Here is a 19,619-nt window from a genome sequence, read left to right on the forward strand (position 1 = left end):
TCAGTGCCTTTCTGGAACGTCGGCGGCGATCTGTCGGGCGCGCGTCCAAGTCCGCTGGGAGACCGGGACGCCGTCGGCAAGGTTGGTGGCGCGGGTGGCTCGGGCGCGGTCTCCGGGGACGAGGACACGGCCGTGTCCGGGGGCTGGCGGGGTGGCCCGGAGGGCGGCGAGGTAGGAGGCGACTGCGGCGGCGCCGGATCCGAACGCCGTCGGGTCGATCGCGATGAAGAGGTCGCCCTTGGTGGACGGATCGGTCGGGTCGAGGGTCCCGCGGACGTTTTCGCCGAGCGAGGTGCGGGTCAGGGTCGCGACAAGCACCTCGAGGATGAGCCCGAGGGCGTAGCCCTTCGGGCCGCCGAAGGGGCTGATCGCTCCGTCGACCGCCGCCGCGGCATCCGTGGTGGGAACGCCGGCGGCGTCGACAGCGTCGCCGGGTGCCAGCGGCAGCCCCCGAGCGGCGTGGTCGAGCACCTTGCCCCGGGACACCTGACCGGTCGCCATGTCGAGGACGACCGGCTCCTCCCCGGGCACCGGCACTGCGACGGCCAACGGGTTCGTGCCGACCATGGCCCGCGTCCCACCCCAGGGGTGGACCAGTGCCTCGCTCGTGGTCAGTGCGATGCCGATGACCCCTGCGGAGGCCATCGACTCGACGTACGGAGCCAGCATGCCGAGGTGGTTCGCGTTGCGGACGGCGGCGACCGCCACCCCGGTCTCTGCGACCTTGGCGACCAGCTCCTCGACGGCCTGCCGGGCGACCGGCGGTCCGAGGCCGCCGTCACCGTCGACCACGAGGACCGAGGCCGTGGTCCAGGTGCTCGTCGGCCGCGCCGCCGCGTGCACGGCTCCGCTGCGCAGCCGCTGGGCGAGCATGTCGAGGCGGCGGATGCCGTGGGAGGCGTGGCCGCGCAGGTCCCCCTCCAGCAGCAGCTCAGCCTGGTCACGCGCCGGCCCCTCCGGAACCCCCAGGCCGGTCAGGACGTTCGTGGACACGGCGAGGTGCTCCTCGACCGACACCCGGAGCAGATCGGTCACGGCAGGTCGATCGCCGCGTAGGTGACGTCGAGGTACTCGAGAATGCCCTCGTGCGACCCCTCCTTGCCGATCCCGGACTGCTTCACCCCACCGAACGGAGCCGACGGGTCCGAGATCAGACCACGGTTGATGCCGAGCATCCCGGTCTCGAGCCCTTCGGTGAACCGGAGCGCACGCTGGAGGTCACGGGTGAAGACGTAGCCGACCAGGCCGTGCTCGGTGTCGTTGGCCTTCGCGATCACCTCGTCGTCGGACGTGAACGAGATGATCGGCGCCACCGGGCCGAAGATCTCCGCCTCGAGCATCCGAGCGTCGTCGGGCACGTCAACGAGGACCGTCGGCGGATAGAAGTAGCCGGGGCCGACCGGACGCTCGCCGCCCACCAAGACACGGGCACCACGCTCGACCGCATCGGTGACGAGCTCGTCGATCTTGGTGACCGATGCCTCGTCGATCAACGCCCCGACCTCGACACCGTCCTCCAGGCCGTGGCCCACTGACAGTGCGCCCATCCGCTCGGCGAAGCGCGCCGTGAACTCCTCGCGCACCGGCTCCTCGACATAGATCCGGTTCGCCGCGATGCAGGACTCCCCGATGTTGCGCATCTTGGCCACCATCGCGCCGGCGACCGCGACGTCGAGGTCCGCATCAGCGCACACGATCAGGGCCGCGTTGCCACCGAGCTCCATGGAGGTGCGGAGCACGTTGTCGGCCGCTTGGCGGAGCAGCACCCGGCCGACCTCGGTCGATCCGGTGAACGACAGCTTGCGGGTCCGAGGGTCGGCCAGCAGTGCCGAGACGACCTCGCCGGAACGCTCGGTCGTCACGACGTTGACGACGCCCGGGGGCACCCCGACCTCCTCCATGATCCGGGCCAGGAGCAGCATGGTGAGTGGCGTCTGGCCAGCTGGCTTGGTGATCGTCGTGCAGCCTGCCGCCAGCGCAGGCGCGATCTTGCGTGCGCCCATGGCCAACGGGAAGTTCCAGGGCGTCACGAAGACGCACGGCCCAACGGGCTTCGGCACGGTGAGGATGCGGTAGCCCCCTGCGGGAGCGACGTTGTAGCGCCCCTCGACGCGTACTGCTTCCTCCGCGAACCAGCGGAAGAACTCGGCGCCGTAGGCCACCTCCCCCCGAGCCTCGGCGAGGGGCTTGCCCATCTCGAGGGTGATCAGCCGGGCGACCTCCTCGGACCGCTCGGTGAGCGCCCGGTAGGTCGCGGTCAACAGCTCTGACCTCTTCCGCGGCGGGGTCGCGGCCCACGCGGCCATGGCATCGCTGGCCGCGTCCAGGGCGGCGAGCCCGTCCTCGGGGCTGGCGTCGGCCACCTCGGCGATGATCTTGCCGGTGGCCGGGTCCTCGACGTGGAAGGTGGCCCCGCCGGCGGCGTCGCGCCAGGTGTCGCCGATCCGGAGCCGCCGGTGCTCGGGGGCTAGGACGTTCATGGGCTCACTCATGCGTCGTCTCCTGTGAGGTGGTGGGTTGATGTGTGGCGTGGCTGCGTCGATCGCGCCACGCGGGTTGACGTACGGGTCACACGACCTTGCCGGGGTTGAGGATGCCGAGCGGGTCGAACGCGGCCTTGACCCGCTGCTGCAGGCGCAGCCCCACGCCACCGATCTCCTGCTCGAGCCACGGCCGCTTCAGCGTCCCCACACCGTGCTCGCCGGTGATGGTGCCGCCGAGCCCGATTGCCAGCTGCATGATCGCTCCGAAGGCGGCCTCGGCCCGGACGGCCGCCGCGTCGTCGCCGCGGTCGAACACCACGTGCGGGTGCATGTTGACGTCGCCGATGTGTCCGGGGCACAGGATCTTGACGTCGTGGTCGGCGGCGATCCTCGCGATGCCGTCGAGCAGGTCGACGAGCCGGGCTCGTGGCACGGCGACGTCGTCGACGAAGCTCGCGCCGACCTTTTCGACCGCGGGGTTGATCATCCGTCGCGCGGCGAGCAGGAGCTCCGACTCCTCCCGGTCGCCCGCGACCGCCACCTCGACGGCCCCGAGCCGCTCGCACAGCTCCCCCATCGCTGCGACGTCGTCGGCGGCGAGCGGACCCCGGTCGGACTGCATGAGCAGCATCGCCTGCGCTGATTCGGACAGGCCCATGTCGCGGTAGTCCTGGATGGCGGCAATGGAGGGCCCGTCGAGGAACTCGAGCAGTGAGGGGCGGACACCGGACGACATGATCTGCATGGCGGCCTCGAGCGCGGGTGGCACTGCGTCGAAGAGCGCCACAATCGTCAGTGCCTCCTCGGGAGCCGGCCGCAGCGACAGGGTGGCCTGGGTGATGACGCCGAGCGTGCCCTCCGAGCCCACGAGCAGCTTGGTCAGCTCGTAGCCGGCGACGCCCTTGACCGTCCGGCGGCCGGCGCGGATGACCTCGCCGTCGGCGAGCACGACCTCGAGGCCGCGCACGAAGTCTCCGGTGACGCCGTACTTCACGCAGCACAGGCCGCCGGCGTTCGTGGCGATGTTCCCGCCGATCGTCGACTCCTCCCAGGACGACGGGTCGGGCGGGTAGTACAGCCCTGCCTCCAGGGCGGCCCGCGACAGCACCGCGTTGACGACGCCGGGCTCGACGACCGCCACCTGGTCGAGGGGGTCGACCTCGATGATGGCGTCCATCCGGGCCAGGGAGAGCAGCAGGCAGCCGTCCACCGCGTTCGCTCCCCCCGAGAGCCCGGTGCGCGCGCCCTGCGGCACGACGGGCACCCGGTGCCTGGTCGCCCACCGCATGACGACCTGGACCTGCTCGGTCGTCCGCGGCCGCACCAGAGCGAGCGGCGACCCGGCCGGACACAGGTCCGCCCGGTCGCGTCGGTGGTTCTCGACGGTGGCCGGGTCGACGACCACCGCGTCCGCGGGCAACGTGGCCAGGAGCTCGTCGAGAGCGTTCTCGATCACGTGGCGTCCTTCCACGGCTGGGCCAGTTGGTACTCGTCTCGGAGCCGCTGGTAGATCCGACCGTTCTCCCGAAGGGACTCGACCTTCTCCTCGTCCAGCTCGCCGCGCACCTTGGCCGGGACGCCGGCGAGGAGCGACCGCGGAGGCGCTTCCCTGCCCTCGAGCACGACCGCTCCAGCGGCAAGGAGCGACTCGGATCCGACGCGGGCCCCGTTGAGCACCCGAGAGCCCATGCCGACCACCACGTCGTCGCCGATCGTGCATCCGTGCAGCACGACACCGTGCCCGACCGAGGTGTTGCGGCCCACGCTGAGGTGCAAGCCGTCGTCGGTGTGGAGGACGGAGTTGTCCTGGATGTTGGCGTCCGGCCCGACTTCGATCGTGCCCTGCTCGGCCCGGATCACGACGCCGAACCAGACGCTGGCGCCGGCACGGACGGTCACCCTGCCCACGAGCACAGCGTTGGGCGCGAGCCAGGCACCTGGTTCGACGACCGGCGCGACGCCGCGCAGCGGGACCAGCAGCGGGCCGGCTCTCATGCGGTCGCACCGGCGTGCGTCGGGATCGGGCTGCTGGGCTCGACCAGTTCCGGCGCCAGCTCCGCCAGCAGCCGCAGGACCAGCTCCGCCCTGCGGACCCGCTCCCGGCCCAGGTTGGCCGCCACGCTCGCGACGTGCGCCCCGACGGGGTAGATGTTCGGCGCGTTGCGCACGCCCAGCTTGAGATAGACCGGCGCGGCCACCCGGACGACCTCGACCACGTCGTACATCCGGACGCTGCCGCCCTGGTCGTCCGGGACCTCGATGTACATGTCGATCGGCGACTGCGTCGCCGCCCGGATCTCGGCGAGCTGCGGGATCGTGAGGTCGGTGGACACGTTGAGGCTGGTGGCGCCGACGCGCTCGTACAGCGCGGCAGTCGGCCCGTTGCCCAGCGGCATCAGGACGGAGGTCTTGAGGACCAAGTCCGCGGGCAGGCGCCCCTCGCCCTTCATCCGCCCGAGCAGCTCCAGGACCCCGAGGTCACCGATGAGCAGGCTCCGCACCCCCAGGTCGCAAGCACGGACGGCGTCGGCCAGCGAGGCGGCCACCGCCGAGTTGCCGCGGGCGGCACCACCGACCGCGGCCGAGACCTTGGCCTGGCCACCGATGTCCCACGCACCGCGCGGCCCGAGGAAGAGGCAGACCTCCACATCGTGCTCGCGGCCGAGCCCGACCATGGTGGCGATCTCGTCGTCGGTGAGCATCATGATGCCGCTGCCCTGGGACACACGGTCGATCGACACCCCACGGGTGCTGGCCTCGTCGAGCACGGCGCGCATCACCACCGGGCCCTCGCAGCTCGGGATCTCGACGCGGTACCTGCGTCCGTCCGGGAACCGGGCCGTCGACTCCGGCTCCCCGGTCACCACCGGGTGCCCGAGCCGGGCCACGAGCGTCCTGATCTCGTCCAAGGTCATCCGTCACTCCCTGAGGGGTCGTCGAGCTCGATCACGGCCGCACCCGTTGTCGTGGTGTCGCCGTCGGCGTTCTTCGTCCAGAGGGCGAGCTCGACGATCGAGCCCTCCCGGCGTGTCACCTCACCGCCGCACGTGACGGGTTGGTCGCGGAAGTCCATGCCGCGGTAGGAGACCTCGAACGAGGCGACACGGCCCCGGCCCGCGAACCACTCGTCCACCAGCTGTCCGAGCCAGGCCGCCTTCAGCAGGCCGTGGACGGACAGCTCGGCGTGGCCGCGCTCGCGTGCGAACGGCAGGTCGTAGTGCATCTCGTAGAAGTCCCCGCTGGCCCCGGCGTACTGGACCAGGGTGCGCAGCGTGGCGGCGTGGGTGCGCTCGAGGCGCTCCGGGGGTGCGTGGGTCATCGGCGGATCCTCGTCCCGATGTGGCGGACGGCGGGCGTCCCGTCCGGGCGGACGAACACGGTCTCGAAGGTGAGCACGGCCAGCGACCCGCTCCGGCCCTGCTTCTCGCTCACCCCGATGAACGTCACCTGCGACCGCAGCTCATCGCCCAGGGTGAGCCGCGGTCCGACGTACTCGAACCGGTCGCCGCCGTTGATCCAGCCCAGGCCGTAGCCCTCGGCTGCTGGCATCGGCGGGGGCTCGGACAGGAAGCAGGCACAGATCGCCAGCGGGACCTCCTCACCCTCCGGCTCGAGGCCGAGGGTGCGGCGGTAGTCGGCGAGGTGACGGCGCTCGACGACGTCGACCCGCTCGGGCCCCTTCCAGCCCACGGCCTCCCGGAGCCGGGCGAGCGCCGGGGTGTCACCCGGCGGCGGCGCCGTCGCCTCGTGGCTGGCCGTCATGCGTCCGCCTCCCCGGAACGCTCCAGTTGCGACCGGACCTCGGCGAACCAGGCCCGCGACTGGGGCGAGTGACCGTCGACGCGCTCCTCGGCATCGAGGAGGAAGGTGCGCTGTCCGTGGTCGCGCACCGCCACGAGCAGCCCGTCGCGGTCACCGGCCACCGCCAGGTCGAGCAGCGGACGGTGCCGATCGGCGTCCTCGCGCATCGACTCCAGGCCGGCACGCGCACGACGGTTCATGGCCATGCACAGCTGCATCTGCAGCGAGAGCGACCGGTAGGAGTCCTCGAGCCGCTGGTGGCCGGCCAGCCCGACCAAGGCGAGGTGGAACGCGAACGCCAGCCGGGTGTGCTCGTTCTGGTCGTCACCGGTCGCGGCCTCGAGGTCGGCGAACGCCGCCCGCAACCGGTCCAGACGGGTCTCGTCGATCACCGGGACCCCGAGCCGGACGGCAAGCTCCTCGAGCTGCGCCCGCAGCGTGTAGATCTCGTAGATGTCGTGGGCGGTGAGCGGGGCGACGATGGCACCGCGCCGGGGCGCCTGGACGATCAGCCCCTCCTGCTCAAGCACCGCCATCGCCTCGCGCAGCGGCGACCGGCTCACGCCCAACTGGGCGGTCAGGTTGTTCTCCGGGAGTCGGTCGCCGGGCAGCAGCTCGCCGCTCAGGATCATCGAGCGGAGCGCCTCCGCAGCGAGCACGGACATGGTGGGTGGCGTGGCGATGCGGCGGTTCATGCCCGCTCGCCCCTCAGGTGAACTCATGACTCACTCTCTCGCACGATCCGCCGCGCGGGCCGGACTCCGACCGCATGCCGCAACTCCCACCCCCGGTTGGGCCAAGTGCTGCCACGCGTTTCCGAGGTTCTTCTGTTGTGACCCTTGCCACAGCGCCTCGTATTCTGTAGACAGTATTCCGTCGCCGGTCGACAGGGCAAGTGCCTCGAGCAAATTGCCTCACCGACCGAACCCGAGAACCACCGCACCCACGAGGAGCCGGATCAACCGATGCCCACATCCACCACGCCCACCACGGAGCGTCCTGGACCCCTCGACGGCATCGTCGTCCTCGAGGTGGGTGCCTTCATGGCGGCGCCGTTCGCCACGATGCACCTCGCCGACCTCGGTGCCCGGGTCCTGAAGGTGGAGAACCCGGCCACCGGCGGAGACCCGGTGCGCGCCACCGGGCCCTTCGTCGAGGGGGAGAGCTCGCCGTTCGCGCGGCTCAACCGCAACAAGGAATCGGTGGGCCTCGACCTCAAGCACCCCGAGGGACTGGAGGCCTTCCGACGGCTGGTCGAGCACGCCGACGTCCTGGTGGAGAACCTGCGTCCGGGCACGATGCGCCGCCTCGGTCTCGGCTACGAGGAGCTCCGCCAGCTCAACCCGCGTCTTATCTACGCCTCCGCATCAGGGTGGGGGCAGGACGGTCCCCTGGCCATGCTGCCGGGGCTCGACATCATGGCGCAGGCCCGCGGCGGCCTGATGAGCATCACGGGCACCGCCGACGGCGACCCGGTCAAGATCGGGGTGCCGATCTGTGACCTGGTGTGTGCCATGTACGTCTCGATGGCCGTGCTCGCTGCCCTCAGGCAGCGCGACCTCGACGGCGAGGGCCAGCACCTCGACGTCTCACTCCTCGAGGCCGGCGTCTCCTTCGCGATCTGGGAGGCCGGGAAGTACTTCGCCACCGGTGAGGTCGGCGCCCCCCTGGGGTCGGCCCACCAGAGCACCGCCCCCTACCAGGCGGTCCGCACCGCCGACGGCCACGTCACGGTCGGCGCAGTCACCTCCAAGACGTGGGAGGCGTTCTGCCTGGCGCTCGACCTGGCCGAGCTGCTCGACGACGAACGCTACGCCGACGCGTCCAGTCGGCACGCTCACCGACCCACCCTGATCCCGGCGATCGAGGCCGTCACCACCACGTTCACCACCGACGAGGTCATCGAGCGGCTCGACGCGGCGGGCGTGCCCTGCGCGCCGATCGCCAACTACGAGCAGGTCTTCAACGACGACCACCTCAACCAGCGCGGCTACTTCTGGGACGCCGAACACCCGGTCATGGGGCCGGTCCGGCAGCTCGGGTCGCCGATGCGTCTCTCCCGGACGCCGGTGCGCCGCGGCAACGCCGGCCCGCTCCTCGGCCAGGACACCCGCGCCGCACTGGAAGACGTGGCCGGGTTCTCACCCGACGAGGTCGACGCGCTGGCCGCGGCCGGCGTGGTCGCCGACCCCCAGCACCCCGGACCACCACCGCACCGGTCGGCCGGCTCCCCGCAGCCGCCGACCGACTGATGACCTGCACCGACCACCCCACCCGCGCCCACCCGCGGACCCACACGAGGAGAACCACCCGATGACAGAGCTTGCCCCCGGCACCGAAGGCGTCCTGGAGCGCACCGTCGAAGCGCAGCACACCACCAGGCGCGGCGACTACGACATCTTCTCCACCCCCAACCTCGTGCTCCTCCTCGAGGAGGCGGCGATCGAGGCGCTCGCGCCGTACCTGCGCGAGGACCAGGCCAGCGTCGGCACCAAGGTCGAGGTCGCCCACACCGCGGCGACACTGCTCGGTCAGACCGTGACCGCGACCGCCACGGTCACCGAGGTCGACCGTCGCCGCGTCGTGTTCTCGATCAACGTCGTCGATGACGTGGAGGAGATCGGGTCGGGGACGCACGAGCGCTTCATCATCGACGTCCCCGGCTTCGAAGACCGCCTCGCCCAGAAGACCTCACAGCTCGGCTGAACAACCCCAACCCTCTCCGCACCACCCACCAAAAGGAGTTCTACGTGACGCGCACCATTCGCACGACCTTTGCGGCCACCGCCGCGCTCACCCTGCTCGCCGGCTGCGGCGGTGCCAGCGGAGGCGAGGACGACGGGGAGTTCACCCTCGACGGCGACGTCACCATGCTGATCCCGTTCGCCGCGGGCGGCGGCAGCGACCTGGCCGGCCGCGCCACCGCGGCTGCCATGGAGGCGGCCAACGAGGATCTCAACATCAACGTGGAGAACATCGACGGTGGATCGGGCGCCGTCGGGTACGCCCAGCTCCAGGGTGAGGCCGGCAACGGCCAGTATCTTCTCGCCACGGAGACCGCGCTGCTCGCGCTTCCGCTCAGCGGCGTCGTGGACTGGACCTATGAGGACTTCACTCCGATCATGAAGGTCGCCGATGACTTCACGCTGATGGTCACCCGCGCGGATGCCCCCTACGAGACCTGCGCCGATGTCGTCGAGGCGGCGAAGAGCGACCGGATCGTGGCCGGGATCAGCGGCGCCACGGGCCTCGACAACGTGGTGTTCACCCTCACCGAGCAGCAGACCGACGTGGAGTTCGACCGGGTCTCGTTCGAGTCCGGTGGCGAGCTCACCGCCGCGCTGCTCGGAGAGCAGATCGACATCGCCTCCCTCAACCCGGGCGAGGTGATCGGGCAACTGGAGTCCGGCGACATCAAGGCCCTGTGTGCCTACTCCGACGAGCGCTACGAGTACGAAGAGCTCAAGGACATCCCGACCGCAAGCGAGCAGGGCATCGACGTGTCCTTCGCCCAGTTCCGCGGTGTCCTCGCCCCCGGCGACATCAGCGACTCGGCCAAGGACTACTGGGTCGAGCAGATGGAGGCGGCCGTCGAGACCGACGAGTACGACACCTACATCGAGGACAACTTCCTCCAGCCCAACACGGCTGCTGGCGACGACTTCTCCGCCTACCTCGAGGAGAACAACGCCGCCCTGCAAGAGGTCATGGGCGAGTGAACGTGCCAGTACGCCGGATCGCGGTCGAGGAGGCCGTCGCGTACGGCTTCCTCACCGCGGTCGGAGGCTACGCGTTCATCAACGCCTTCGACTACCCGATCTTCAACGAGGGGAACCGGATTGGGCCGGGCCTCCTGCCCGCCATCTTCGGCGGCCTGATCGCGGTGATCTCGGCTGTACTGCTGGCAATGACCCTAACCGGGCACCGGGCGCGGCACGACCACGGCCTGGCCGAGGTCGCCCAGTCCGTGGCTCCCGACAACCTCGTCGGGTCCGGGTCTGCGGAGACCGCAGACCCGGACGGCGAGGCTGACGGTGACGTCGACATCTTCGGTCGGACGGCGGCGCAACGGATGCGACAATTGCAGATGGTGACGGTCGCTCTGATCGTCGCCCTCCTGCTCGTCCCCCTCGTCGGACTGCTGGGAGCCCTGGCGTTGTTCTGCCTGTTCGCCTCGATCGTGGTCGAGCGCCGGCCCTGGCTCTCCTCCGTGCTCATCACGGGAGTGTCCATCACGGTGATCTACCTGGTGTTCTCGGTCTTCCTCGAAGTCCCCCTGCCGACTGGCGCACTAGGGATCGGTGGTTAGCAGATGCTCGACAACCTCATGCTGGGCTTCCAAACCGCGTTCACCCCGGAGAACCTGCTCTGGTGCTTCGTAGGCGTCTTCGTCGGCACTGTCATCGGCGTGCTCCCAGGACTGGGATCCACCACGGGCGTGGCGGTGCTGCTGCCGCTGACCCTGGCCTTCGAGCCGGTCACCGCACTGATCATGCTCGCCGGGATCTACTACGGCTCGCAGTACGGCGGGACGATCACGTCCGTCCTCATCTCCACACCGGGCGAGGCCTCGAGCGTGGTAACCACCATCGACGGCTACCAGATGGCGAAACAAGGGCGGGCAGGAGCAGCGCTGGCCATCGCGGCGATCGGTTCGTTCGTCGCGGCGATCATCTCCCTCCTGCTGCTCATCCTGCTCGCGCCGCCGTTCGCGCAGTGGGCGTTGCAGTTCGGTCCGCCGGAGATGATGGCGGTGATGGTCCTGGGCCTCGCGACGATCATCAGCTTCGCGGGAGACAACCGCACGCTCGGCCTGCTGATGGCGCTCGTGGGACTCCTCATCGCCTGCGTAGGCGTCGACACCGGCAGCGGTACCCCCCGCTACACGTTCGACTCGATCTACCTGCTCTCAGGCATCCCGTTCGTGGAGGTGATGATCGGTCTCTTCGCGGTCGGGGAGGTGCTGAACCAGATCCACCAAGGAGCAGCGAAGCCGATCAGGGCCGGCTTCAAGGAGCTGATGATCACGAAGGCCGACATCATGCGTTCCCGTGGTGCCATCCTCCGCGGCAGCTTCCTGGGCTTCGCGTTCGGTGTCCTCCCGGGTGCCGGCTCGACGCTCGCCTCGTTCATGGCCTACGGCATCGAGAAGAACGTGTCGAAGAACAAGGCCGAGTTCGGCAAGGGCGCGATCGAAGGCGTCGCCGCTCCCGAAGCCGCCAACAACGCCGCGGCGAACGCCAACTTCGTGCCGACACTCACCCTTGGCATCCCCGGCGGTGCCACCACCGCCGTGCTGCTCGGTGCGTTCCTCATGAACGGCATCAGACCCGGGCCACTGCTCTTCGACGAGCAACCGGAACTGGTGTGGGGCCTGATCGCCTCGTTCTTCATCGGCAACGTGATCCTGCTGCTGCTCAACCTTCCCCTGGCGCCGGTCTTCGCGCAGATCCTGCGCGTCCCCTACGGCTACATGTTCCCGCTGATCCTGCTCACCAGCTTCGTCGGCGCGTACTCGGTCACCAACAGCATGTTCAGCGTCTGGGTCGTGCTCGTCTTCGGCATCATCGGCTACTTCATGAAACGGCTGGACCTGCCGATGGCTCCGTTGGTGCTCGGCCTGGTACTCGGCCCGCTGTTCGAGAAGGCGCTGGTGCAGACCTCCGCCATGGGTGACGGCAGCCTCGCCCTCATCTTCGAACGGCCGATCGTCATGGTCGTGCTCGGCCTGGCGCTCATGCAGGTGGTCGCACCGGCCATCTTCTCCCGTCTGCTCCGTGGTCGCCGTGCGGCAGCCAAGGAACCCGTCGCATGACCAACCTCGGAGGTACCCCCGACATGACCAACGCCCCCCAGCTGCTCGTCGAGCAGGACGGTGCCGTCCTCACGATCACGTTCAACCGTGCGCGCCAGCGCAACGCGATGACGTGGGAGATGTACGAAGGGCTGTTCGACGCCTGCGAACGCGCCGACGCCGACGAGGAGATCAGGGTCATGGTGCTTCGCAGCAGCAGCGACAAGGCGTTCATCGCCGGCACCGACATCAGCCAGTTCGCCGACTTCACCCACGGTGAGGAGGGCGTCGCGTACGAGGAGAAGATCGCCCGCATCACGAACCGGCTGGAGGACGTGGACGTCCCGACCGTGGCTGCGATCCGGGGCTTCTGCGTCGGTGGCGGCCTGGGTCTGGCGAGCGTCTGCGACCTCAGGATCGCCACCCCGTCGGCTCGGTTCGGGCTGCCCATCGCCCGGACGCTGGGCAACTGCCTGTCGATGAACGGCTACTCCATCCTCATCCAGCAGGTGGGGCAGTCGGTCGCCCTCGACATGCTGCTGCGGGCGCGACTGTTCACGGGCGAAGAGGCCCACGCCTCGGGGTTCGTGGCCGAGCTGTGCGGCGAGGACGACCTGGAGGCCGCCACGGACGGCGTCGTGCAGACGCTGCTCGGCCACGCCCCCATCTCGATGTGGGCGGCCAAGGAGGCGGTGCGCAGGTTCCGTCGGATGACCATCCCGGACGGCGACGACATCGTGACCCGGGCCTTCGGCAGCGAGGACTTCCGGCGCGCCGTCGCTGCCTTCGCCACCAAGGAGCAGGTCACATGGCAGGGCCGATGACCAACGAGGTCCGCGGTCCGCTGGACGGCACCGTGGTGCTCGACCTGTCGCGGGCCCTCGCCGGGCCGCACGCCGCCATGATGCTCGCCGACATGGGGGCCCGCGTGATCAAGGTGGAAACCCCCACGGGCGATGAGTCGCGAGGCTGGGGACCTCCGTTCGTCGGGCCAGAGGACGACCCGGTGTCGACCTACTACCTCTCGGCGAACCGCAACAAGGAGTCCATCCGGCTCGACCTCAAGACCGAGGCCGACAGCGCGACGCTGGCGGCGCTGGTCACCAGGGCCGACGTGCTCATCGAGAACTTCCGGCCCGGGGTGCTCGACCGGCTCGGCTTCCCGGTCAGCCGCCTGGCCGAGATCAACCCGCGACTCGTGGTGCTGTCGATCAGCGGGTTCGGGCACGACGGTCCCGAGGGGGGCCGCGCCGGATACGACCAGATCGCCCAGGGCGAGGGCGGGCTGATGTCCCTCACCGGCCCGGACCCGGAACACCCCACGAAGGTCGGCGTTCCCATCGCGGACCTCCTCGCCGGGATGAACGGCGCGTTCGGCGTAGCCACTGCCCTCGCTTCGCGGGAGCGGACCGGCCGAGGCACCGTGGTCCGAACCTCGCTGCTGGCGGCGATCGTCGGCGTCCATGCCTTCCAGGGGACCCGCTGGACCGTGGCGGCCGAGGTGCCGCGGGCCAGCGGCAACCACCACCCGGCGATCGCGCCGTACGGGTCGTTCCGGGCCGCCGACGGCATGATCCAGGCCGCCGTCGGCAACGATCAGCAGTGGCGGGTCTTCGCTGTGTGCCTAGGACTGGACCCGGAGGACCTCCGGTTCACGACTCCGCGGCTTCGCGTCGACCACCGCCCCGAGCTGATCGATGCGATCGAGGAACGGCTCGCGACGGCACCGGCGGACACCTGGCTCGCGCGCCTCGACGAGGCCGGTGTCCCGTCCGGGAGGATCCGCACGCTCGACGAGGTCTACACGTGGGACCAGACCCTCAGCCAAGGGCTCCTGATCGACGTGGACCACCCGACCCTCGGACGCGTCCAGCTGCCCGGTCCCCCGCTCCGGTTCGAGACCCCCGACGGGGAGCCGGCCGGTCGGGCCAGCCACCGCCATCCGCCGCTGCTCGGCGAGCACGACGCTGCCGTTCGCGCCTGGCTCGACGACACCCCTTCGACCAGCCAGTGACGGAAGGACAGTTCCCATGCACCTGATCCGGTACGCCGAGCGCTCCACGTGGCGCGAGCGGGTCGGCGTGCTCGACGACGGAGAGTTGCTCCCGCTGCCGGACGTGTCGGGCTTCGCCGAGCTGCTCCGACGGCCGCTGTCCGAGATCCGGGACCTGGTCGCCCGACCGCTCGCGACCGAGGCCTGCGCGCTCGCCGACGTCCTGCTGCTCCCGCCGGTCGACGGCCGCACCGAGGTGTGGGCCGCCGGGGTGACCTACGAGCGGTCGATGGATGCCCGGATCGAGGAGACGACGGCGTCGCAGGATGTCTACGCGCGGGTCTACGACGCCGAGCGACCTGAGCTGTTCTTCAAGGCCCCGGCCTGGCGCACGGTGACCGGTGGCGAGCCGATCGGCGTTCGCCCTGACGCGACCGTCACCGTGCCCGAGCCGGAGCTCGCGATGCTCGTCACGACGCACGGCGAGGTCCTGGGCTACACGATCTGCGACGACGTGTCCTCCCGCGACATCGAGGGCGTGAACCCGCTCTATCTGCCGCAGGCCAAGATCTACGACGGCTCGTGCGCGATCGCCGCGCTCGTCCGGCCGGCATGGGAGGTGCCCGACGCCCAGGCGCTCGGGGTCCGCCTCGTGGTGCGGCGCGATGACCGGACCCTGATGGACGAACGGACGAGCACCGCGCGCATGCACCGTCGGCTCGACGACCTCGTCGAGCACCTGTGCCGGGCCCTCACGCTCCCGGACGGCGCGGTGCTCGCGACCGGCACCGGCATCGTCCCCGACCTCGACTTCACGCTGTGCCCCGGCGACGTCGTGGAGATCACCATCGACGAGATCGGCACCCTCACCAACCAGGCCGCAGTGTCCACCACTATCGACTGGCTCGCGGCCGCCGCCGACGACCCGTCCCGCAGAGAGAGGTCCTGATGACCGCGATCACCGACTCGTCCCCCGAGACCGACCCGGGCGAGCTGACCGCCACCATCGACGCACTGGCCGCCGCGGCACCTGCGTTGGCGAGCAGCAGTCCGATGGCACGCGCCCAGGCGTTGACCGCGGTGGCCGACGCCCTCGACGCGAGCGTCGACGAGCTGGTCTCCCTGGCTCACGACGAGACCGGCCTCCCCGTTCCCCGGCTGACCGGCGAGGTCGCGCGGACCACCGGTCAGCTGCGGCTCTTCGCCGGGGAGCTGGAGGAGGGCAGCTGGCTCGACGTCGTCATCGACACGGCTGACCCCGACGCGAAGCCGCTGCCCCGGCCGGACCTGCGCCGGATGCAGGTCGCGGCAGGACCGGTGGTGGTCTTCGCCGCGAGCAACTTCCCGTTCGCCTTCTCCGTCGCGGGTGGCGACACGGCCTCGGCGCTGGCGGCTGGGTGCCCCGTGGTCGTCAAGGCGCATCCGGGCCACTCGGCGACATCGCGGCGTACGGCCGAGATCGTCGTGGACGCCTGGGAGGGCGCCGGCATGCCCGCGGGCTCCTTCGCCTTGGTCGAAGGCCAGCAGGCCGGCGTCACTGCGCTCGAGCACCCGGCGATCGCGGCGGGCGCGTTCACCGGCTCCGAGAGCGGCGGGACGGCGCTCGCCCGCATCGCCGCCGACCGCGAGGTGCCGGTCCCCTTCTACGCCGAGATGGGCAGTCTCAACCCGGTGTTCGTGACCCCGGGAGCACTGGCCGCCCGCGGGGATGCGATCGTCGCCGGCTACGTGAGCTCGTTCACCCTCGGGGTCGGCCAGTTCTGCACCAAGCCCGGTCTGCTCTTCGTCCCACGCGGACACGATCTCGACGAACGGCTCGCCGCGGCCGTCACCGAGGTCGAGCCCGCGCGCATGCTCGTGGCCCGGATCGCCGAGGCGAACCGCGAGGGCCAGGCCGCGCTCTCCCAGGTGCCCGGGGTCCGGACCATCGCCGCTGTCGCCACCGAAGCAGACGCCGAGCTGTTCGGCGGTCCACTGCTGGTGGCGACGGACCTGGACACGCTGCTCGAGCATCGTGACGCACTGCTCTCCGAATGCTTCGGGCCCACGTCGGTCCTGGTGGAGTACGACGGCCCCCAAGGCGCGCTCGCAGCCGCTTCCGCGCTCCAGGGCACGCTGACCGCGACGATCCACGCCGAGGAGGGCGAGACGGCTGAGGTCGCACCACTCGTGCAGCTGCTCCGGGACCGGGCCGGTCGACTGGTCTGGAACGGATGGCCGACCGGCGTCGCCGTGAGCCGGGCCATGCACCACGGCGGCCCGTTCCCCGCCACGAACCACGCCGCCTTCACCTCCGTCGGCGGCTCGGCCATCCGTCGCTTCCTCCGCCCCGTCGTGTACCAGGACTACCCAGCCGCGCTGCTGCCTCCTGCACTGCAGGACGCCAACCCGCTCGGTGTGCTGCGTCGAGTCGACGGCGAGTTCACACGCGCGTCGATTTGATATTGACCCAAGAGCCGCTCGGCGGATGAGAGACGCGCCACGCCACTCCCAGTAGTTCCGCGCCCATCGAGCCCAGAAACAACAGGAAGAACCAGACCCGTGCAGCTCATGAGACTCGGCCCGCCCGGCCAGGAGAAGCCAGCCGTCCGGGTGGACGACGACAGCTACGTCGACGTCTCGGACGTCGTCGATGACTACAACGCAGAGTTCTTCGCCCAGGGTCACACCAAGCTCCAAGATCTCGTGACGCGGCGTATCGACAGCGGTCAGGTGCGTCAGTTCGAGGACGTGCGAGTCGGGGCGCCGATCGCGCGCCCCCACCAGATCCTGTGCATCGGCCTGAACTACAGCGACCACGCCGCCGAGACCGGGATGGACGTGCCTGGAGAGCCGATCCTGTTCACCAAGTCGCCCAACACGATCGTTGGACCCAATGACGACGTCCGGCTCCCGCGTGGTGGGGAGAAGACCGACTGGGAGGTGGAGCTTGGCGTCGTCGTCGCTAGGCGGGCGAGCTACCTCGACAGCCCTGAACACGCCCGTGAACATATCGCCGGCTTCGTCCTCGTGAACGACATCAGTGAGCGCGCCTTTCAACTGGAGCGCTCGGGCCAGTGGTCCAAGGGAAAGTCGGCGGAAACGTTTAATCCGGCGGGCCCTTGGGTGGCGACCCCGGAGGAAATCGACAATGTCATGTCGCTGAACATGTGGCTCGACGTCAACGGTGAGCGGCGCCAGACCGGCTCGACCGCGACCATGGTCTTCGACCCCTACTTCATCGTGTACCACCTCAGTCAGTTCATGGTTCTCGAGCCGGGAGACCTCATCAACACCGGCACACCGCCCGGAGTGGGGATGGGCTTCAAGCCTCCGGTGTTCCTCAAGCCCGGCGACGTGATGGAGCTCGGCGTCGACAACCTCGGCGTACAGCGGCAGCACGTGCTCGGCCCTCGCTGAGTAGGTGCCTGTCTACGCCCCCGACGCCGAGCAGCTAGGCACCCGTCAGAGCGAGCCCGAGTTGGGGTCGGCATAGACGTGTTCTTCCTGTTCATTGCATTCATGTGGCGGATACCCGGAGGCGGGCCGGCGATCAGGTCGCGTGCCCGATAGGGGCCCCGCACCACCTCGGGTCCCCCACCCCAGGCACTCACGCCACCTCGAGGCCGGCACCAGGCCTTACCGACCTCTCCGGCGTTGACCGGCCGGGTGAGGGGCGTGAACTGGCAATTCATGAAGAGCCGGTCTTGGCGGCTCCGATTTGAACCGAAACCCTCTGGCTAAGAGCGCAAAACACAGCAAGCTCGATCGCAACCCGACAACCGCCGTCTCGGAGTAGCAGAGGCTCCCCGCGAGGTCTTGCAGGTCGGGCTCCAGGACACCGTTTGCCCGGCGATGCACCTGCGATCGCTCCAGAAGCTCGATTAGGGGTCCATTCTCCACAGGCCGCGCGGTGAGGGCTGCACACCTTCAGTTACGAGGGCAAACCTGTCCTCGTAACGACGAAGGAGCACACGATGAGTACCACCGTCGACACCAGCCACGGGAGCATGATCCTCACCATCGACGACGCGGCGGCCTACCTGGCGATCCCGAAGGCGACGCTGTACACATGGCGGACTCGCCGGGCCGGGTTTGGACCACGCGCCGTGAAGATGGGCGGTTGCCTGCGCTACCGCCGCGCGGACCTCGACGCCTGGATCGTCGAGCACCTCGAGCCCGCAGCAGGCGAGTAGGGCCATGGCCAGGCCGCCACTCCCCCTCGGCACCTGGGGAACCATCACCACGGAAAGGATCCGCGACGGAAGCTACCGCGCACTGACCCGGTTCCGTGACACCGACGGCAACACTCGTCGTGTCACTGCGACGGGTCCGAGCAAGGCGGCTGCGGAGCGAGCGCTTCGAGACGTCCTGAGCACGCGCACCGCGCCAGCAGGAGAACTCCTCACAGCAGAGACCCGGCTGATCGACCTCGCCAATCAGTGGATCACTGGTCTTGAGGCCGAAGGACGGATCGAGCAGACCACCATCAACGAGTACCGCCGGGTGCTGGACAACCTGGTGCTGCCCAGTGTCGGCGGGCTGAAGCTCCGCGAGGCCACCACGGGGCGCCTGGACCGGCTCCTGCTGCGGTTGCGCGATCAGAGCGTGAACCGGCAACGCAAGGCCAAGGTCGTCCTCGGGGCCATGCTGGACCTCGCTGTCAGACACGACGCGATCCCGACGAACCCGGCCCGCGGGACGACCCGGGTCCACCGTCCCAGGCAGGAGACCAAGGCTCTCCGGGTCGAGGACCTGATCGAGATCCGCGCAGCCGTACGCCGGTGGGTCAACGCGGACCGCCCTGGACCCAGGGCCACGGGTGACATGGCCGACATCATCGACCTGATGCTCGCCACCGGGTGCCGCATCGGCGAGGTCCTTGCCCTGCGCTGGAGCGACCTGGATCTCGATGGGGACCTGCCCGTCCTCACGGTGTCGGGCACGATCAAGACCGAGACCGGAAAGGGCACCTATCGGAAGTCCACACCGAAAACGGACACCAGCCGGCGAACCGTGGTGCTACCCCGGTTCGCGGCCGAGCTGCTACGCGTGCGCCGGGAGTTCGCGACACCCAACGAGAACGCCGCCGTCTTTGCCACCCGCAACGGCACGTGGCACCAGGTCGTCAACATCGAGCGGCGGTGGCGGCAGATCCGCAAGGACACCGGCTTTGAGTGGGTGACCCCGCACACGTTCCGCAAGACGGTGGCGACGCTGATCTCGGAGGCCACAACGTCAGAGCTCGCCTCGCGCCAGCTCGGCCACTCCTCGAGCCAGGTCACTCGGGACCACTACATCGCCAAACCGCCGGTCTCAGCCGACCTCTCCGAGCTCCTCGAGCGGCTCGCTGAGCGCGACGACGCGAGCTCAGATTCGTAGGCCTCGAAAGCGTTTACGACTAGTAAACGACCATTCTGAGGATCCACGTCAAAAACCGAAACCGCCTCTGACCCGCGTTTCCGCAGGTCAGAGGCGGTTTATTGGTCGGGCTGACAGTGTGCTGGCTCAGGACATCCCGGACACCTGTCTCACGACATCCCGGACAGATGTCTCAAGACATACGCGA

The 19,619-nt window shown here is 69.7% G+C and carries 20 protein-coding genes; 12 read left to right on the forward strand and 8 right to left on the reverse strand.

Annotated features, from left to right (window positions below; all coding sequences use genetic code 11):
* From CFI00_RS12285 to CFI00_RS12320, 8 genes are all read right to left on the reverse strand, one after another.
* A complete protein-coding gene (locus tag CFI00_RS12285; RefSeq protein WP_207081444.1) occupies nt 1–1,035 on the reverse strand; it encodes an Ldh family oxidoreductase in 1,035 nt (344 codons plus the stop codon).
* On the reverse strand, nt 1,032–2,492 hold the full coding sequence (locus CFI00_RS12290) for an NAD-dependent succinate-semialdehyde dehydrogenase (protein WP_242532355.1): 1,461 nt from the start codon (nt 2,490–2,492) through the stop codon (nt 1,032–1,034). Before CFI00_RS12290 ends, CFI00_RS12285 begins: the two co-directional genes overlap by 4 nt.
* Nucleotides 2,493–2,568: 76 nt before the next feature.
* Nucleotides 2,569–3,939: an FAD-linked oxidase C-terminal domain-containing protein gene (locus CFI00_RS12295; RefSeq protein WP_242532356.1), complete on the reverse strand. Its 1,371-nt coding sequence runs from the start codon at nt 3,937–3,939 to the stop codon at nt 2,569–2,571.
* On the reverse strand, nt 3,936–4,478 hold the full coding sequence (locus tag CFI00_RS12300; protein WP_207081445.1) for a gamma carbonic anhydrase family protein: 543 nt from the start codon (nt 4,476–4,478) through the stop codon (nt 3,936–3,938). Before CFI00_RS12300 ends, CFI00_RS12295 begins: the two co-directional genes overlap by 4 nt.
* Complete coding sequence (locus CFI00_RS12305; protein WP_207081446.1) at nt 4,475–5,398, reverse strand: U32 family peptidase; 924 nt, start codon at nt 5,396–5,398, stop codon at nt 4,475–4,477. Before CFI00_RS12305 ends, CFI00_RS12300 begins: the two co-directional genes overlap by 4 nt.
* A complete protein-coding gene (locus tag CFI00_RS12310) occupies nt 5,395–5,802 on the reverse strand; it encodes a MaoC/PaaZ C-terminal domain-containing protein (protein ID WP_207081447.1) in 408 nt (135 codons plus the stop codon). The genes CFI00_RS12305 and CFI00_RS12310 overlap by 4 nt, the downstream gene beginning before the upstream one ends.
* Nucleotides 5,799–6,245, reverse strand: coding sequence for a MaoC family dehydratase N-terminal domain-containing protein (locus CFI00_RS12315; RefSeq protein WP_207081448.1), 447 nt, complete (start codon nt 6,243–6,245; stop codon nt 5,799–5,801). The genes CFI00_RS12310 and CFI00_RS12315 overlap by 4 nt, the downstream gene beginning before the upstream one ends.
* Nucleotides 6,242–7,006 (reverse strand): GntR family transcriptional regulator, encoded by a 765-nt coding sequence (locus CFI00_RS12320; RefSeq protein ID WP_242532357.1) that lies wholly within the window; start codon nt 7,004–7,006, stop codon nt 6,242–6,244. Before CFI00_RS12320 ends, CFI00_RS12315 begins: the two co-directional genes overlap by 4 nt.
* A 243-nt stretch (nt 7,007–7,249) precedes the next feature.
* On the opposite strand from CFI00_RS12320, the gene CFI00_RS12325 reads away from it, so the two are divergent.
* From CFI00_RS12325 to CFI00_RS12380, 12 genes are all read left to right on the forward strand, one after another.
* Nucleotides 7,250–8,536: a CoA transferase gene (locus tag CFI00_RS12325; RefSeq protein ID WP_207081449.1), complete on the forward strand. Its 1,287-nt coding sequence runs from the start codon at nt 7,250–7,252 to the stop codon at nt 8,534–8,536.
* A 61-nt stretch (nt 8,537–8,597) separates the two neighbouring features.
* A complete protein-coding gene (locus CFI00_RS12330) occupies nt 8,598–8,990 on the forward strand; it encodes a hotdog domain-containing protein (RefSeq protein ID WP_207081450.1) in 393 nt (130 codons plus the stop codon).
* A gap of 44 nt (nt 8,991–9,034) precedes the next feature.
* Nucleotides 9,035–10,003 (forward strand): tripartite tricarboxylate transporter substrate binding protein, encoded by a 969-nt coding sequence (locus CFI00_RS12335; RefSeq protein ID WP_207081451.1) that lies wholly within the window; start codon nt 9,035–9,037, stop codon nt 10,001–10,003.
* Nucleotides 10,004–10,005: 2 nt separating this feature from the next.
* Complete coding sequence (locus tag CFI00_RS12340; protein ID WP_207081452.1) at nt 10,006–10,593, forward strand: tripartite tricarboxylate transporter TctB family protein; 588 nt, start codon at nt 10,006–10,008, stop codon at nt 10,591–10,593.
* A gap of 3 nt (nt 10,594–10,596) precedes the next feature.
* Entirely contained in the window at nt 10,597–12,099 is a 1,503-nt protein-coding gene (locus CFI00_RS12345; RefSeq protein ID WP_207081453.1) for a tripartite tricarboxylate transporter permease, read from the forward strand.
* Nucleotides 12,096–12,902 carry an enoyl-CoA hydratase/isomerase family protein gene (locus tag CFI00_RS12350; RefSeq protein WP_207081454.1) on the forward strand — a complete coding sequence of 269 codons (807 nt, stop codon included), beginning with the start codon at nt 12,096–12,098 and terminating at the stop codon, nt 12,900–12,902. The genes CFI00_RS12345 and CFI00_RS12350 overlap by 4 nt, the downstream gene beginning before the upstream one ends.
* A complete protein-coding gene (locus CFI00_RS12355) occupies nt 12,887–14,092 on the forward strand; it encodes a CoA transferase (RefSeq protein ID WP_242532358.1) in 1,206 nt (401 codons plus the stop codon). The genes CFI00_RS12350 and CFI00_RS12355 overlap by 16 nt, the downstream gene beginning before the upstream one ends.
* Nucleotides 14,093–14,108: 16 nt before the next feature.
* Nucleotides 14,109–15,020: a fumarylacetoacetate hydrolase family protein gene (locus CFI00_RS12360; RefSeq protein WP_207081455.1), complete on the forward strand. Its 912-nt coding sequence runs from the start codon at nt 14,109–14,111 to the stop codon at nt 15,018–15,020.
* Entirely contained in the window at nt 15,020–16,513 is a 1,494-nt protein-coding gene (locus tag CFI00_RS12365) for an aldehyde dehydrogenase (NADP(+)) (RefSeq protein ID WP_207081456.1), read from the forward strand. Before CFI00_RS12360 ends, CFI00_RS12365 begins: the two co-directional genes overlap by 1 nt.
* Nucleotides 16,514–16,663: 150 nt before the next feature.
* Complete coding sequence (locus CFI00_RS12370; protein ID WP_242532359.1) at nt 16,664–17,470, forward strand: fumarylacetoacetate hydrolase family protein; 807 nt, start codon at nt 16,664–16,666, stop codon at nt 17,468–17,470.
* Between the two features lie 557 nt (nt 17,471–18,027).
* Nucleotides 18,028–18,246, forward strand: coding sequence for a helix-turn-helix domain-containing protein (locus CFI00_RS12375; protein WP_207081458.1), 219 nt, complete (start codon nt 18,028–18,030; stop codon nt 18,244–18,246).
* Between the two features lie 4 nt (nt 18,247–18,250).
* Nucleotides 18,251–19,432, forward strand: coding sequence for a site-specific integrase (locus CFI00_RS12380; RefSeq protein WP_207081459.1), 1,182 nt, complete (start codon nt 18,251–18,253; stop codon nt 19,430–19,432).
* Nucleotides 19,433–19,619: the final 187 nt, after the last annotated feature.

It is taken from the genome of Nocardioides sp. S5, from assembly GCF_017310035.1.
GTDB lineage: Bacteria > Actinomycetota > Actinomycetes > Propionibacteriales > Nocardioidaceae > Nocardioides.